10 protein-coding genes are annotated in these 15,778 nt (G+C 72.1%); 5 read left to right on the forward strand and 5 right to left on the reverse strand.

The features are described from left to right. Positions 1-25 precede the first annotated feature (25 nt). Positions 26-1,546, reverse strand: coding sequence for a 30S ribosomal protein S1 (gene rpsA, locus OG245_RS08170; protein WP_024493912.1), 1,521 nt, complete (start codon positions 1,544-1,546; stop codon positions 26-28). A gap of 409 nt (positions 1,547-1,955) precedes the next feature. On the opposite strand from rpsA, the gene OG245_RS08175 reads away from it, so the two are divergent. After that, positions 1,956-2,795, forward strand: coding sequence for a class I SAM-dependent methyltransferase (locus tag OG245_RS08175; RefSeq protein WP_371622857.1), 840 nt, complete (start codon positions 1,956-1,958; stop codon positions 2,793-2,795). A gap of 58 nt (positions 2,796-2,853) precedes the next feature. After that, a complete protein-coding gene (hrpB, locus tag OG245_RS08180; protein ID WP_371622858.1) occupies positions 2,854-5,355 on the forward strand; it encodes an ATP-dependent helicase HrpB in 2,502 nt (833 codons plus the stop codon). On the opposite strand, the gene OG245_RS08185 is transcribed toward hrpB, so the two are convergent. From OG245_RS08185 to OG245_RS08195, 3 genes are all read right to left on the reverse strand, one after another. After that, a complete protein-coding gene (locus tag OG245_RS08185) occupies positions 5,342-6,307 on the reverse strand; it encodes a DUF3068 domain-containing protein (RefSeq protein WP_371622859.1) in 966 nt (321 codons plus the stop codon). The two genes, hrpB and OG245_RS08185, sit on opposite strands and share 14 nt — an antisense overlap. A 26-nt stretch (positions 6,308-6,333) precedes the next feature. Further along, positions 6,334-6,471, reverse strand: a complete 138-nt coding sequence (locus tag OG245_RS08190) for an SPW_0924 family protein (RefSeq protein ID WP_106969524.1) — start codon at positions 6,469-6,471, stop codon at positions 6,334-6,336. 164 nt (positions 6,472-6,635) lie between these two features. Beyond that, complete coding sequence (locus tag OG245_RS08195) at positions 6,636-8,402, reverse strand: lytic murein transglycosylase (protein ID WP_371622860.1); 1,767 nt, start codon at positions 8,400-8,402, stop codon at positions 6,636-6,638. 188 nt (positions 8,403-8,590) lie between these two features. On the opposite strand from OG245_RS08195, the gene OG245_RS08200 reads away from it, so the two are divergent. Then, positions 8,591-9,466, forward strand: a complete 876-nt coding sequence (locus OG245_RS08200) for a DUF4184 family protein (protein ID WP_371622861.1) — start codon at positions 8,591-8,593, stop codon at positions 9,464-9,466. Positions 9,467-9,579: 113 nt separating this feature from the next. Here the strand turns inward: OG245_RS08200 and polA are convergent, their stop codons facing one another. Beyond that, positions 9,580-12,291 carry a DNA polymerase I gene (polA, locus tag OG245_RS08205; RefSeq protein ID WP_371622862.1) on the reverse strand — a complete coding sequence of 904 codons (2,712 nt, stop codon included), beginning with the start codon at positions 12,289-12,291 and terminating at the stop codon, positions 9,580-9,582. Between the two features lie 128 nt (positions 12,292-12,419). Between polA and OG245_RS08210 the strand changes: the two genes are divergently transcribed. Together OG245_RS08210 and OG245_RS08215 are read left to right on the forward strand one after the other, a co-directional pair. Further along, positions 12,420-14,717 (forward strand): FdhF/YdeP family oxidoreductase, encoded by a 2,298-nt coding sequence (locus OG245_RS08210; RefSeq protein ID WP_371622863.1) that lies wholly within the window; start codon positions 12,420-12,422, stop codon positions 14,715-14,717. Between the two features lie 72 nt (positions 14,718-14,789). Beyond that, positions 14,790-15,260, forward strand: a complete 471-nt coding sequence (locus OG245_RS08215) for a hotdog fold thioesterase (protein WP_327331019.1) — start codon at positions 14,790-14,792, stop codon at positions 15,258-15,260. Positions 15,261-15,778 lie beyond the last annotated feature (518 nt).

The raw sequence follows: 15,778 nt of genomic DNA on the forward strand, positions 1-15,778 counted from the left end.
CCGATGAGCCGCCGGGGTCAGAGCGTCAGCTCTGGCCGCCCGCGAGCTTCTCGCGCAGCGCGGCAAGGGCCTCGTCCGACGCCAGGGCGCCGGAGTTGTCCGCCGACTCCGAGGAGTAGGAGCCGCCGCCACCGCCACCGCTGCCACCGGAGGCGGCCGGAGCAGCGCCGGCCGGGGCAGCAGCGCCCTCGGCCGCAGCAGCCTCGTCGGCCTCGCGGGACTTGATGACCTGGGCCTGGTGCTGCTCGAAGCGCGTCTGCGCCTCGGCGTACTGGGTCTCCCAGACCTCGCGCTGCGCCTCGAAGCCCTCGAGCCAGTCGTTGGTCTCGGGGTCGAAGCCCTCGGGGTAGATGTAGTTGCCCTGGTCGTCGTACGACGCGGCCATGCCGTACAGCGTCGGGTCGAACTCGACCGAGGCCGGGTCGCCACCGAAGGACTCGTTGGCCTGCTTCAGCGAGAGGCTGATGCGACGACGCTCGAGGTCGATGTCGATGACCTTGACGAAGATCTCGTCGTTGACCTGGACGACCTGCTCCGGGATCTCCACGTGGCGCTCGGCCAGCTCGGAGATGTGGACCAGACCCTCGATGCCCTCGTCGACGCGGACGAACGCACCGAAGGGAACGAGCTTGGTGACCTTACCCGGGACGACCTGACCGATCTGGTGCGTCCGGGCGAACTGCTGCCACGGGTCTTCCTGCGTCGCCTTGAGCGACAGGGAGACGCGCTCGCGGTCCATGTCGACGTCGAGGACCTCGACGGTGACTTCCTGGCCGACCTCGACAACCTCGGAGGGGTGGTCGATGTGCTTCCAGGACAGCTCGGAGACGTGCACGAGACCGTCGACGCCACCCAGGTCCACGAAGGCACCGAAGTTGACGATCGAGGAGACGACGCCGGAGCGGACCTGACCCTTCTGGAGGGTCGTGAGGAACGTCTGGCGAACCTCGGACTGGGTCTGCTCGAGCCAGGCACGGCGGGACAGGACCACGTTGTTGCGGTTCTTGTCCAGCTCGATGATCTTGGCCTCGAGCTCCTTGCCCACGTAGGGCTGGAGGTCGCGGACGCGACGCATCTCGACGAGCGACGCCGGCAGGAAGCCACGGAGGCCGATGTCGAGGATGAGACCACCCTTGACGACCTCGATGACGGTACCGGTGACGATGCCGTCCTCTTCCTTGATCTTCTCGATGGTGCCCCAGGCACGCTCGTACTGAGCGCGCTTCTTCGAGAGAATCAGGCGGCCTTCCTTGTCCTCCTTCTGGAGAACCAGGGCCTCGATCTCGTCGCCGACCTTGACGACCTCGTTCGGGTCGACGTCGTGCTTGATCGAGAGCTCGCGGCTCGGGATGACACCTTCGGTCTTGTAACCGATGTCGAGGAGAACTTCGTCCCGGTCAACCTTGACGATGACACCGTCAACGATGTCGCCGTCGTTGAAGTACTTGATCGTCTCGTCGATCGCCGCGAGGAACGCGTCCGCGTCGCCGATGTCGTTGACCGCAACCTGCGGAGTGGTGGCGGTGGTCTCGGTGCTGCTCGTCATGTGGGAAAGGGCTCCGGTACGGACAGAGAGTCGTAGGTACTGCTACGCCGAAAGCCCGTATCGCCTCTGCAGAAGCCGGACAGCCTGGAAAGCGCGCAATCCGTTTCCGGAGAGACGCCTCGACAACCGAGGGGACATGCAACAGACGCGAGCGCGGCCTGCTAGGTCTGAGGCGCGCAGGCTCGCAGCGCAACTTGTAGCATACGGGGGCAGCCGGACAGGGTCAATGCGCGAAGGCGCACACCCGGGGCGCATCGCCCCGATTCCGGCACAACTCGTGTTGTCCGAGGCCGCATCGGCCCGAGAACACTACGGCACGGCGCCGCGGACGCGCGTCCGTACCTCCGGGGTGCGCCCCCAGGTACGTACCGCGCGCGGCGGGTGAAGGCAAACTACAACGACGGGCACGATGAGCCAAGAGATCCACGGGACCTACTCCGCAGAACCCGCGGAGCCGCCGGAGCCGGAGGCCACGCGCCGCGCGGCGGACGAGGCGGAGAGCAGCCGGGCCAGCCGCGGCTGGTGGGACCGGAACGCCGACGAGTACCAGAGCGACCACGGCGGTTTCCTGGGGGACGACCGCTTCGTCTGGGGTCCGGAAGGACTCGACGAGGCGGACGCCGCCCTGCTGGGGCCCGCCGCCTCCCTCAAGGGCCTCGACGTCCTGGAGATCGGCGCCGGGGCCGCCCAGTGCTCGCGCTGGCTGGCCGGGCAGGGCGCCCGCCCGGTCGCGCTCGACCTCTCCCACCGCCAGCTCCAGCACGCGCTGCGGATCGGCGGGGACGTCCCGCTCGTCGAGGCCGACGCGGGCCGGCTCCCGTTCCGGGACGGGTCCTTCGACCTGGCCTGCTCCGCGTACGGGGCGGTGCCGTTCGTCGCCGACCCGGTGCGGGTCTTCCGCGAGGTCCACCGGGTGCTGCGGCCCGGCGGGCGCTGGGTGTTCTCCGTGACGCACCCGATCCGCTGGGCCTTCCCGGACGAGCCCGGACCCGAGGGGCTGTCCGTCGCCGCCTCCTACTTCGACCGCGTCCCCTACGTGGAGCAGGGCGAGGACGGCGACGCCGTCTACGTGGAACACCACCGCACGCTGGGCGACCGGGTCCGGGACGTGGTGGCCGGCGGCTTCCGGCTGGTCGACCTGGTCGAACCGGAATGGCCCGCCTGGAACGACCAGGAGTGGGGCGGCTGGTCCCCGCTGCGCGGCAACCTGATCCCGGGCACGGCGATCTTCGTCTGCGAGCGGGGCTGAGCCGCCGACGGGCCGGGGTGCGGAAGGCCTGGGGACGCTCCCGTACGACACTGGGGGCGTGATCCGCACCGAAGCCCTGGACCGACTGCCCGTCCGCACCGCCGTGCCCGCCCTGCGGCGCGCGCTCGACGACCGGGGCGTCGCCGTCCTGTGCGCCCCGCCCGGCACCGGCAAGACGACGCTCGTCCCGCTGGTGCTGGCCGGGCTGACCGGTGGGGGCCCGGTGCGCCGGGTCGTGGTGGCCGAGCCGCGCCGGATCGCCGCGCGGGCGGCGGCGCGGCGGATGGCCTGGCTGCTGGGCGAACGGCCGGGCGAGCGGGTCGGCTTCACGGTGCGCGGCGAGCGCGTGGTGGGGCGGGACACGGTGGTGGAGGTCGTGACCACCGGGGTGCTGCTCCAGCGGCTCCAGCGGGACCAGGAGCTGGCCGGGGTGGACGTGGTGATCATCGACGAGTGCCACGAGCGGCACCTGGACGCGGACACGGTCGCCGCGTTCCTCCTGGACGTACGGGAGACGATCCGGCCCGATCTGCGGCTGGTGGCGGCGTCCGCGACGACGGACGCGGAGGGCTGGGCGCGGCTGCTCGGCGACGCCCCGGTGATCGAGGCGGAGGGCGTCTCGCATCCGGTGGAGGTCCTCTGGGCGCCGCCCGCCCGTCCGGTGAAGCCGCCGCACGGGATGAGGGTGGACCCCGCGCTGCTGACGCATGTGGCGGCGACCGTGCGGCGGGCGCTCGGTGAGCGGGAGGGGGACGTGCTCTGCTTCCTGCCCGGCGTCGGGGAGATCGGGCGGGTGGCCGGGCAGCTCGCGGGGGTGGACGCGGAGGTGCTCCAGGTGCACGGGCGGGCTCCGGCCGCCGTGCAGGACGCGGTGCTCGCCGGGTCCTCCGGGGGGCGGCGGGTGGTCCTGGCGACCTCGGTGGCGGAGTCGTCGCTGACGGTGCCGGGCGTGCGGGTCGTCGTCGACTCGGGTCTCGCCCGGGAACCGCGTACCGACCACGCCCGGGGGCTGAGCGCCCTGAGCACCGTACGGGCCTCCCAGGCGGCCGGGCGGCAGCGCGCCGGGCGGGCGGGGCGGGAGGCTCCGGGGGCGGTGTACCGGTGCTGGGACCAGGCCGAGGACGGGCGGCTCGCACGCTTCCCATCGCCCGAGATCAAGGTCGCCGATCTCGCCGCCTTCGCGCTCCAGGCGGCGTGCTGGGGCGATCCGGGCGCCTCCTCGCTCGCGCTGCTGGACCCGCCGCCCGCCGGGGCGATGGGTGCCGCCCGGGAGGTGCTGGAGGCGATCGGCGCGGTGGACGAGGCGGGCCGGGTCACCGGGCGCGGCGTGAGGATGTCCCGGCTCGGGCTGCATCCCCGGCTGGCTCGGGCCCTGCTGGACGGCGCCCGGGAGGCCGGGGCGCGGCGGGCCGCGGAGGTGGTGGCGCTGCTGAGCGAGGAGCCGCCGAGGGAGTACGGGGACGATCTCGCGGCGGCGCTGCGGACCGCCCGCCGGGGCCAGGACGGATACGCGGCGCGCTGGAAGCAGGAGGTGCGCCGGCTGTCGGGCCAGGTGGACGGCGCCGACTCCGGCGGGGCCCGTCCGGACGACGCCGTCGTCGGCCTCGTCGCCGCGCTGGCGTTCCCGGAGCGGGTGGCGCGGGCCCGGGGCGACGGGGCCTTCCTGATGGCGTCGGGCACGGGCGCGGAGCTGCGGGACGCCTCACGGCTGCGCAGCGCGCCCTGGCTGGCCGTGGCGGTCGCGGACCGGCCCTCCCACGCGGCGTCGGCGCGGGTGCGGCTGGCGGCGGTGGTCGACGAGCCGACCGCGCTGCTGGCCGCCGGGCATCTGCGGGTGCGGGGCGAGGAGGTCCGCTGGGTGGACGGCGACGTGGTGGCCCGGTCGGTGGACCGGCTGGGTGCGGTGGAGCTGGCGGTGCGGCCGCTGCGGCAGCCCGATCCGGAGCTGGTGCGCGGGGCCCTGGTGGAGGGGCTGCGGCGGGAGGGGCTCGGGCTGCTGCGGTGGACCCGGGACAGTGGGCAGTTCCGGCTGCGGCTGGCGTTCCTGCACCGCGTGCTGGGCGCGCCGTGGCCGGACGTGTCGGACGAGGCGCTGCTCGCGGGGACCGGGGCGTGGCTGGAGCCGGAGCTGTCACGGGCGCGGCGGCGCGCGGACCTGGGCCGGATCGACGCGGGCCAGGCGCTGCGGCGGCTGCTGCCGTGGGCGACCGGGGAGGCGGCCCGGCTGGACGAGCTGGCGCCGGAGCGGATCGAGGTGCCGAGCGGCTCCCGGATCAGGGTCGAGTACGGCGGCGAGCAGCCCGTCCTGGCGGTGAAGCTCCAGGAGTTGTTCGGGATGGCCGAGACGCCCCGGGTGGCCGGGGTGCCGGTCCTGGTGCACCTGCTCTCCCCCGCCGGGCGGCCCGCGGCCGTCACGGCGGACCTGGCGTCGTTCTGGCGGGAGGGGTACCGGGCGGTGCGGGCGGAGCTGCGCGGCCGCTACCCGAAGCATCCGTGGCCGGAGGACCCCGCGACCGTACCGGCGACGCGGTTCACCTCGGCGCGTCTCAAGCGGTCGTAGGGCTCTCCGCGGCCCGGGACCGCGCCTCCAGCCAGAGGGCGAGCGCGAGCAGTCCGAGGCCGAGGCCGAGGAAGCCCCAGGGCAGGTACGCGGTGAGGAGGAGGACCAGGACGCGCTGGGACTTCACCAGGTCGACCGTGTCCGCGATGTAGTCCTCGCGCATCTTCACATGGCCGGAGAACGCGGTGACGGTGTCCTCGGACATGCCCATCTTCTCGGCGTCGCGCAGCTCTTCCGTGTGGATCTCCTCGCCGTTGACGGGGGCTCCGGTGACGGGGTCGACCCAGAACATGCGCTTGGTGGTGTACCAGCGGGTCATGCCGGTCTGGGCGATCTGTTCGGCGGTGATGCCCTCGATGGGCATCTTCTTGGGCATCGGGACCTCGGTCCACGGGATGGTCTGCTCGAAGTAGTAGACCTCCAGGCCGCGGAAGGTCCGGGTGCCCCGGTAGTGGATGGGGGCGGTGGTGCGGCTCTGGGCGTCGAAGTACTCGTAGTCCCGCTTCTCGGTGAGGAAGGGCCACTTGTACTCGATGCCCTCGCGCCGGACCGGGTCGCCGTCGACCATCTCGCCGGTGGCGTTGACGGGGGCCTGGGAGTGGGCGTCGAAGATGTAGCGCTCGGGGATCTCGGAGACCATCCTGCCGTCGGGGCCCTGGATGTAGGAGAGCGCGTCCCAGACGACGACGTCGCGTCCGGCGCTGCGCTCGATCTTCTCGGACTCCTCGACGTTGCCCTTGAGCGTCTGGACGATGGTGACCTTCTCGACCTTCCTGGCCTTGAGGGTGGTGTAGTCGAGGAGGGTCGCGGGCGACGCCTCCAGGACGACTTCCTGGTACTGGTTCGGCGGGACCTTGGCCAGGCGCGGGAAGGCGTACCAGCGCAGCAGCGGTGACAGGGCGGTGAAGAACACGGCGAAGGCCAGGAGTACGAGACCGGCTCGGCGGCGCATGGTGGTGACCTCTCCCTCTGCGGCGGCTATCTCTTGGGTCCCGGGACGGTGGTCAGCAGGGGTTTCGGCGAGGTCTCCCCGGCCGGGGAGCCGACGGCGGAGACGGTGAACACGAGCGCGAGGGCGGCGGCCAGTCCGATGGCGGCGGCGACGAGGGCACGCATGATCGGCCTCCCGGGGCGGTGGTCCGATGACGGCGACCTGATGGGTCGTCAGGGCTGGGGCACCGTAGCAACCGGGGCGCGAGATGAGAACACAGCGGACAGCCCCTCGGCCGGATGACCGAGGGGCTGTGCGGTGTCGTTGCGGTGCGGCGGGTGCCGCGGGGTCAGGCTTCGGGGGTCGCCGTCTCCTCCGGGGCGGTCTCCTCCGGGGCCGCCTCCTCGGGGGCCGCCTCCTCCGGGGCCTGGACGGTGAGTTCGATGACGACCGAGGCGCCGCCCTCGGTGGTGAGGCGCAGTTTGAAGGTGCCCTCGGTGTCGTCCGCGAAGATCTCCGGGAGCCGGAGCACGCCCTCGGCGTCCGTCGTCAGGGTCGTCAGGGTGCGCACCGGCTTCCCGGCCGCGTCCTTGAAGTACGGGCCCTTGTCGTTGTCGAACAGCCCCAGGGGGTCCTTGACCATGGTGGCGGTGACGGCCACTCCGGCCGCCGAGGCGTCCTTGTACGTGGCCTTGACGGTGACGGCGTTTGCGAACTTCTCGCCGGGTGCGGCGACGAGCGCCTTCTCGTCGGTCCGGGCGATCGCGTCGGCCTGGCGGGCGGTGACGGTCGCCGCGTAGGTCAGGGTGCGCGGCCGGCCGGTGCCCGCGACGGCGGTCACCGTGAACTCCCCCGCCTTCTCGCCGGCCTTGAGCTCCGGCGCGGTGGCGGTGCCGTCGGACCCGGTCCGCACGGTGACGGTCTTCTTGCCGCCGGCGAAGAGCGTGCCGGTGTTCCCGGTGACGGTGAAGGTGACGGGCACCTTGCCGAGCGGGGCGCCCAGCGCGTTGCGGGCGAGGACGGAGACCCGCTCGTCGAACGCCTGGCCCGCGGTGGCGCGCAGCGGACCGGTGCCCGCGTTCTCCAGGGAGCCGAAGGTCTCGGCCGGCGTCGGCTTGGAGGTGGGCGGCTTCGGCGGCTTCGGCGTCGGGCTGGTGGAGCCGTCGCCGGGCTTCGAGGGGCCCGGGCTCGGCTTCCCGCCCGGCTTGTCCGGGGAAGGCTTCGGGCTCGGGGTGGTGCTCGGGCCGGGGTCGGTGCTCGGGCCCGGGTTCGGGGAGGGGGTGCTCGGAGTGGTCGGCAGCGTTCCGGTGCCGTCGGGGATCTCGTGCGTACCGCGCTGGTAGTACGAGAACCAGGAGCGGACCGTACGCAGGTACTCGTTCGACCGGTTGTAGCTCAGCACGGCCTTGTCGAGGTCGGCGGCGATGGCCAGATCGCGGTCGTTGGCGCAGAGGTAGCGGCCGGCGGCGAGCGCCGCGTCGTAGATGTTGTTGGGGTCCTTGCGGCCGTCGCCGTTGGCGTCCTGGCCCCAGGAGGCCCAGGTCGACGGGATGAACTGCATGGGGCCGACCGCGCGGTCGTGGACCGCGTCGCCGTCGTACGCCCCGCCGTCGGTGTCCTTGATCAGGGCGAAGCCCTGGCCGTTGAGGGCCGGGCCTAGGATCCGGGGGCTCGCGGTGCCGTTGGCGTCGACGCGTCCGCCGCGGGCCTGGCCGGACTCGACCTTGCCGATCGCCGCGAGGAGTTGCCAGGGGAGCCGGCAGGCGGGGTCGGTGGTCGCGACGGTCTGCTCGGCCTGCTTGTACGCGGCCAGGATCGACGCCGGAATGCCGGCTTCCGCGCTGCCGGTCGTCGGCAGGTTGCTGGAGGCTCCGGGCCGGTCGGGCGTGACCAGGGGCGGAAGGTCCGTGTAGTAGGGCGAGTTGCCGGTCGCGGCGCCGTCGTCCTCGGCGCTCGCGGTGTCCTCACCGGCCGCCTTCGGGTCACCGCCGCCGGCGGGGCCGTCGGCCAGGGTCGCTGCGGGCGCCTGCGAGGCCGCGAGTGCCGCCACGGCGGCCGCCGCCACCGCGGTGGTCGTGGCCCCCTTGCGCAGACGTCGGCGAATGTGCGCTGCCATACGTTCCGGTCCCTCCCCCTCGAAGGCTGCTCGCGCTCCCCAGCGCAAGGACTCCAGCGACCCTACGGCACCTTGTGTCGCCGGAGCACCGAGCCCTGACCGCTTCTTACTGTATTTTCACGTTCGCGGGCGCATGTTGTCCTGGCGGCCATGGAAGGGTGCCCTAACGGTCGCGCATACTTGCCGCCATGCCGTTCACGCTCAGTCATGCCGCCGCCGTGCTCCCGGCGATCCGCCGGAACGGGACGGCCCGCTGGCCGCTGTTCCCCTCCGCCCTCGTCGCCGGTTCGTTCGCGCCCGACATCACGTACTTCGCGGACACGGTGATCCCCGGGGCGATGGAGTTCGGATCGTTCACGCACACCTTCCTCGGGGTGGTCACGGTGAACGTGGGCATCGCCGCGGTGCTGGTGACGGTGTGGGTCCTGCTGCGGGAGCCGCTGGCGGCGCTGCTGCCGGTACGGGTACGGGGCCGCGTCCACGCCTACGTCCGGGGGCAGCGGTGGACGCGCGCCTCCTTCGGTCCTTCCGCCTGGCTGTGGTTCGCCGTGTCCGCCGCGCTGGGCGCGGCCACGCATGTGGTGTGGGACGCGTTCACCCACCACAGCCGGTGGGGGACGGAGCTGCTGCCGGTGCTCAGCAGCAGCGTCGGCGGATTCCCGGTGTTCCAGCTCGTCCAGTACGGCAGTTCGGCCCTGGCCCTCCTGGTCATCGGCTGGTTCGCCGCCACCGGGCTCCGGCTGACGCCGAAGGCCCCCGCGCCCGGGGAGGTGCCGGTGCTCGGCCGCCGGGAGAGGTGGGGCGCGCTCGGCCTGCTGGGCCTGTGCGTGCTGCTCGGCGTCGTCCACCGGTGCGTCCGCTGGTACGCCCGCTTCGGCCGGGTGGAGAGCCCGCTCGACATCATCCCCACGGCCTGCTTCGGCGCGGGCGCCGGACTGGCGGCCGGCCTGCTGCTGTACGGGGTGTGGATGCGCCTGCCGCGCGGGCGGCGCGGGACGCGGGGCCCGGAGCGGACGCCGGAACCGGAGGAGTCCCGCAGGGAAGCCCCGGCCGGCCGGGGGTAGGCCTCCCGTTCGGGTCAGGTCGGATCAGGGAGCGAGCAGGCAGCGAGCAGCGAGCGAGCAGGAGGCCGGGCCCGGAACCGTGACACGGTCCGGGCCCGGCCTCCGTCGGCGGCTCAGTGCGCGGCCGACTCCCAGTCCTTGCCGACGCCGACCGAGACGTCGAGCGGGGCGCGCAGCTCGACCGCGTGGGCCATCTCGTGGCGCAGGATCTCCTCCACCCGCTTCCGCTCGCCCTTCGCGATCTCCAGGACGATTTCGTCGTGGACCTGGAGCAGCATCCGCGAGGTCAGCCCGGCCTCGGTCAGCGCCCGGTCCACCCGCAGCATCGCCACCTTCACGATGTCCGCGGCCGTGCCCTGGATCGGGGCGTTCAGCGCCATCCGCTCGGCGGCCTCGCGGCGCTGGCGGTTGTCGCTGTTCAGGTCGGGAAGATAGCGGCGCCGGCCGAGGATCGTCTCCGTGTACCCGGTGGCCCTGGCCTCCTCGACGACCCGGTGGAGATAGTCCCGTACGCCGCCGAACCGCTCGAAGTAGGTGTCCATCAGCACCCGGGCCTCGGCCGGGTCGATGTTCAGCTGCTGGGAGAGGCCGAACGCGGAGAGACCGTAGGCCAGGCCGTAGGACATGGCCTTGATCTTGCGGCGCATCTCCGCGTCGACCGCGTCCTTCTCCACGCCGAAGACCTGCGAGGCGACCGTGGTGTGGAGGTCCTCGCCGGAGGTGAACGCCTCGATCAGACCGGCGTCCTCGGAGAGGTGCGCCATCACCCGCAGCTCGATCTGGCTGTAGTCCGCCGTCATCAGCGTCTCGAAGCCCTCGCCGACGACGAAGCCCCGGCGGATCGCCCGGCCCTCGTCCGTGCGGACCGGGATGTTCTGCAGGTTGGGATCGGTGGAGGAGAGCCGGCCGGTCGCCGCCACCGTCTGGTTGAACGTGGTGTGGATCCGGCCGTCGGCGGCGATCGTCTTGACCAGGCCCTCGACGGTGACCCGCAGCTTGGCCTGCTCTCGGTGGCGCAGCATCAGCACCGGCAGCTCGTGCTCGGTCTGCGCGGCCAGCCAGGCCAGCGCGTCCGCGTCCGTCGTGTATCCCGTCTTGGTCTTCTTCGTCTTCGGCAGGCCCAGCTCGCCGAAGAGGATCTCCTGGAGCTGCTTGGGCGATCCGAGGTTGAACTCACGGCCCACCGCCGCGTGCGCCTCCTTCACCGCCTGCTGCACGGTCCCCGCGAACTGCTGCTCCATCCCCTCCAGGTGGGCCCGGTCCGCGGCGATCCCGTGCCGCTCCAGACGGGCCAGGAGGATCGACGTCGGCAGCTCCATGTCGTGCAGCAGCTCCGCCGCGCCCACCTCCGTAAGACGGGTGGTGAACGCGTCGCCCAGGTCGAGCACGGCACGGGCCTGCGCCATCAGGGCGTCCTGCTCGGCCCGGTCGTCCGCGCCGAAGGCCAGCTGCCCGTCGGAGGCGGCGGCCGGGGCCAGCTCCCGGCCCAGATACTCCACGGCCAGCGCGTCCAGGGCGAAGGACCGGCGGCCCGGCTTCACCAGATACGCCGCGAGCGCGGTGTCCATCGCGACGCCTTCGAGCCGCCAGCCGTGCTCGGGGAAGACCCGCATCACGTTCTTCGCGTTGTGCAGGACCTTCGGGCGGGCCGGGTCCGAGACCCAGGCCGCGAACGCCTGCTCGTCGGCCTCCTCCAGCTGCGTCGGGTCCAGCCAGGCGGCGGCCCCGTCGGCGGCGGCGAGCGCGATCTCGGTGACCGTGCCGGCGCCCAGCGACCAGGTGTCCACCGTCATGACGCCGAGCGGCTGCGCGCCGTGCGCCTCCAGCCACGGGGCGACCTCGCCGGAGCCGAGCACGGCCCCGTCCAGCTCGATCCCGGCGGCGGGCGCGGGCGGCTCGGCCTCCGCCGCACCCGGATCGACGGCGAGGAGGCGCTCGCGCAGGCTCGGGTTGCGGATCTCCAGTATGTCCAGGACACCGGTGACCGCCGTCCGGTCGTACGGGGCGCGCTCCAGCTCGGCCGGGGTCTTCGGCAGCTCCACGTCGCGGACCATCTCGGTCAGCACCCGGTTCATCTTCACCGCGTCCAGGTGGTCGCGGAAATTCTGCCCGGCCTTGCCCTTGACCTCTTCCGCCCGCTCGACCAGCTCGGCGAAGGAACCGAACTGGTTGATCCACTTCGCGGCCGTCTTCTCACCGACCCCGGGGATGCCGGGGAGGTTGTCCGACGGGTCGCCACGCAGGGCGGCGAAGTCCGGATACTGCTGGGGCGTGAGCCCGTACTTCTCGACGACCTTCTCCGGGGTGAACCGGGTCAGCTCGGAGACCCCCTTGGTGGGGTACAGCACGGTCACGTTCTCCGTGATCAGCTGGAAGGAGTCCCGGTCGCCGGTGACGATCAGCACCTCGAACCCGGCCGCCTCGGCCTGGGTCGCCAGCGTCGCGATGACGTCGTCCGCCTCGAAACCGTCGACCGCGAACCGGTCCGCGTGCATCGCGTCCAGCAGCTCGCCGATCAGCTCGACCTGCCCCTTGAACTCGTCGGGGGTCTTGGAGCGGTTCGCCTTGTACTCCGGGAACTCCTGCGCCCGCCAGGTCTTGCGGGACACGTCGAACGCCACCGCGAAGTGCGTGGGCGCCTCGTCACGCAGGGTGTTCGCCAGCATCGACATGAAGCCGTACACGGCGTTCGTCGGCTGCCCCACCGCCGTCGTGAAATTCTCCGCGGGCAGGGCGAAGAACGCCCGGTACGCCAGGGAGTGCCCGTCCATGAGGAGCAGGCGCGGTCGGTTGTCTGCCGTCTTCTTCGATGCCGTCTCAGCCACGCCCCCGATCCTGCCACGGCCCACTGACAATCCGGACCGGGCACGGCCTTGCGCGGCCGTGACAGGATCGATGGTGAGGACATGCACCACCTCGCCACGCGGAAGAGCGCTCGAAGGGGAGCAGCATCATGGCCACCAAGCCGCCGACCGGTGACCCGGTCCAGGACGCCCCGCAGGTCGAAGCGGCCCCGCACGCCGCCGCCGGGCTGCCCGCCGTCGCCCACTCCCTGCGCATCGCGAGGCAGCAGATGGGCGTGCGCCGCACCGCGCAGACCCTCCTCAAGGTCAACCAGAAGGACGGCTTCGACTGCCCCGGCTGCGCCTGGCCCGAGGGCGACGAACGGCACACCGCCGAATTCTGCGAGAACGGCGCCAAGGCCGTCGCCGAGGAGGCGACCCTGCGCCGCGTCACCCCCGGCTTCTTCGCCGCCCACCCGGTCGCCGACCTCGCGGAGCGCAGCGGCTACTGGCTCGGCCAGCAGGGCAGGATCACCCAGCCGGTGTACCTCCCCGAGGGCGCCGACCGGTACGAGGCGGTGAGCTGGGAGCGGGCGTTCGCGATCATCGCCGAGGAGCTGACCGCCCTCGACTCCCCCGACGAGGCCCTCTTCTACACCTCGGGCCGCACCAGCAACGAGGCCGCGTTCCTCCTCCAGCTCTTCGCCCGCGAGTTCGGCACCAACAACCTCCCCGACTGCTCCAACATGTGCCACGAGTCGTCCGGCTCCGCGCTCAACGAGACCATCGGCGTCGGCAAGGGCAGCGTCTCGCTGGAGGACCTCCACCAGGCCGACCTGATCATCGTCGCCGGCCAGAACCCCGGCACCAACCACCCCCGGATGCTCTCCGCCCTGGAGAAGGCGAAGAACTCCGGCGCGAAGATCATCTCGGTGAACCCGCTGCCCGAAGCCGGCATGGAACGGTTCAAGAACCCCCAGACGCCGCAGGGCATGATCAAGGGCACCGCCCTCAACGACCTCTTCCTCCAGATCCGCATCGGCGGCGACCAGGCCCTCTTCCGCCTCCTCAACAAGCTGATCCTCGCCGCCGACGGCGCCGTCGACACCGCGTTCGTCACCGAACACACCCACGGCTACGAGGAGTTCGCCAAGGCCGCCGAGGCCGCCGACTGGGACGAGACCCTCACCGCGACCGGCCTCACCCGCGCCGAGATCGAACAGGCCCTCGCCCTCGTCCTCGCCTCCCGGCGCACCATCGTCTGCTGGGCGATGGGCCTCACCCAGCACAAGCACTCCGTGCCCACCATCCGCGAGGTCGTCAACTTCCTCCTCCTGCGCGGAAACATCGGCCGCCCCGGCGCCGGAGTCTGTCCGGTGCGCGGCCACTCCAACGTCCAGGGCGACCGCACCATGGGCATCTTCGAACGGCCCGCCCCGGCCTTCCTCGACGCCCTCGACAAGGAGTTCGGCATCACCTCGCCGCGCCACCACGGCCTGGACGTGGTGCGCTCCATCCAGGCCCTGCGCGACGGCGAGGCGAAGGTCTTCTTCGCCATGGGCGGCAACTTCGTCGCGGCCACACCCGACACGGCCGTCACCGAGGCCGCCATGCGCCGCGCCCGCCTCACCGTCCACGTCTCGACCAAACTCAACCGCTCGCACGCCGTGACCGGGACCCGCGCCCTGATCCTGCCCACGCTCGGCCGCACCGACAAGGACGTCCAGGCGAGCGGCAAGCAGTTCGTCACCGTCGAGGACTCCATGGGCATGGTCCACGCCTCACGCGGCAACCTCGCCCCCGCGAGCCCCCACCTGCTCTCCGAGCCGGCCATCGTCGCCCGCCTCGCCCGCGCCGTCCTCGGCGCCGGCTCCCGCACCGACTGGGAGGCCTTCGAACGGGACTACGCCACCATCCGCGACCGCATCTCCCGCGTCGTCCCCGGCTTCGAGGACTTCAACACCCGCGTCGCCCGCCCCGGCGGCTTCACCCTCCCCCACGCACCCCGCGACGAGCGCCGCTTCCCCACCGCCACCGGCCGCGCCAACTTCACCGCCGCCCCCGTCGAGTACCCCGAACTCCCCGACGGCAGGCTGCTGTTGCAGACGCTGCGCTCCCACGACCAGTACAACACCACCATCTACGGCCTCGACGACCGCTACCGGGGCATCAAGGGCGGCCGCCGCATCGTCATGGTCAACCCCGAGGACGCCGCCGCCCTCGGCCTCGCCGACGGCGCGTACACCGACCTCGTCAGCGAGTGGAAGGACGGCGTCGAGCGCCGCGCGGAGGGCTTCCGCGTCGTCCACTACCCCACCGCCCGCGGCTGCGCCGCCGCCTACTACCCGGAGACCAACGTCCTGGTCCCCCTGGACTCCACGGCCGACACCAGCAACACCCCCGCCAGCAAATCGGTCGTCATCCGCTTCGAGAGCACCCGGAGCGACGGAAAACCCGCCACTCCCTAAGCGTTCGCTCAGCCGTCTGATAGGAACAGTGCAGACAGCAACGAACGAGCGCACCGAAACGGAGCCGGACCCATGGGCGAGCACACCGCACCCCTCTTCCCGCAGGAAGTCATCGACGAGTACGCGGCACTCGGCGTCGACCTGCCCGCCCTCTTCTCCGCCGGCCACCTCGGCGAACGCATGGGCGTGACCATCGTGGAGGCCTCCGCGGACCGCGTCGTCGGCACCATGCCCGTCGAGGGCAACACCCAGCCCTACGGCCTCCTGCACGGCGGCGCCTCCGCCGTCCTCGCCGAAACCCTCGGCTCCATCGGCTCCATGCTCCACGGGGGAGCCTCCAAGCTCGCCGTCGGCGTCGACCTCAACTGCACCCACCACCGGGGCGTCCGCAACGGCCTCGTCACCGGCGTCGCCACCCCCGTCCACCAGGGCCGCTCCACCGCCACCTACGAGATCGTCATCACCGACGAACAGGACAAGCGGGTCTGCACCGCGCGCCTCACCTGCCTCCTCCGCGACACCCCCCGGCCCGAAGCGGGCTGACCCCCACCCCGCCAACCCCCTCCCCCACAGCGCGAAACCGCCTGCCCGGCCAGAATCACACCCTGTGCATTCCGGCCGGGCAGTGTCATTTCCCCACCAAAGAACGACAGTTGGCCAACACACTCGGTCAACTTCCTTGACGGCAAGCCGCGTTCCATGAGCCACTCAGCAGCCACATCAGCCCCCGCGGCCCCGCCGCCCCGGGCACCGATGTAACACTGCGTAACGTACGGGAAATGCGGAATCCGGCCGCGCCCCCCGACCGCCGGCACCCGGGGAGCTTCGCCCTGCCCGCGGCCGCCACCGAACGGCGTCAGCACCAAGATCACCCCAAGCCCCTTAGCAGAGCTGCGCGTTCTCACCATGTGGTCGCTCCGCACTCCAGGCGAAACCGCCACATGTCCTCACAGGAACCTCAAGCCTTGCTCAAGGGCATAACAAGAGAGTCACATCCGCCGCCGACCGGTCCCGGTGGCCCCCGGCTGCGCTTAGAGTCACGGCCAGTCACCGCGCCGCCG

Source organism: Streptomyces sp. NBC_01116, assembly GCF_041435495.1.
Taxonomy (GTDB): Bacteria; Actinomycetota; Actinomycetes; order Streptomycetales; family Streptomycetaceae; genus Streptomyces.

Excerpts from the sequence above, each read along its gene's own strand:
- OG245_RS08200 (WP_371622861.1), top strand. The coding sequence starts at position 8,591 with ATGCCGTTCACGCTCAGTCATGCCGCCGCCGTGCTCCCGGCGATCCGC.
- OG245_RS08175 (WP_371622857.1), top strand. The coding sequence starts at position 1,956 with ATGAGCCAAGAGATCCACGGGACCTACTCCGCAGAACCCGCGGAGCCG.
- OG245_RS08195 (WP_371622860.1), bottom strand. The coding sequence starts at position 8,402 with ATGGCAGCGCACATTCGCCGACGTCTGCGCAAGGGGGCCACGACCACC.
- OG245_RS08210 (WP_371622863.1), top strand. The coding sequence starts at position 12,420 with ATGGCCACCAAGCCGCCGACCGGTGACCCGGTCCAGGACGCCCCGCAG.
- rpsA (WP_024493912.1), bottom strand. The coding sequence starts at position 1,546 with ATGACGAGCAGCACCGAGACCACCGCCACCACTCCGCAGGTTGCGGTC.
- OG245_RS08190 (WP_106969524.1), bottom strand. The coding sequence starts at position 6,471 with ATGCGTGCCCTCGTCGCCGCCGCCATCGGACTGGCCGCCGCCCTCGCG.
- OG245_RS08215 (WP_327331019.1), top strand. The coding sequence starts at position 14,790 with ATGGGCGAGCACACCGCACCCCTCTTCCCGCAGGAAGTCATCGACGAG.
- OG245_RS08185 (WP_371622859.1), bottom strand. The coding sequence starts at position 6,307 with ATGCGCCGCCGAGCCGGTCTCGTACTCCTGGCCTTCGCCGTGTTCTTC.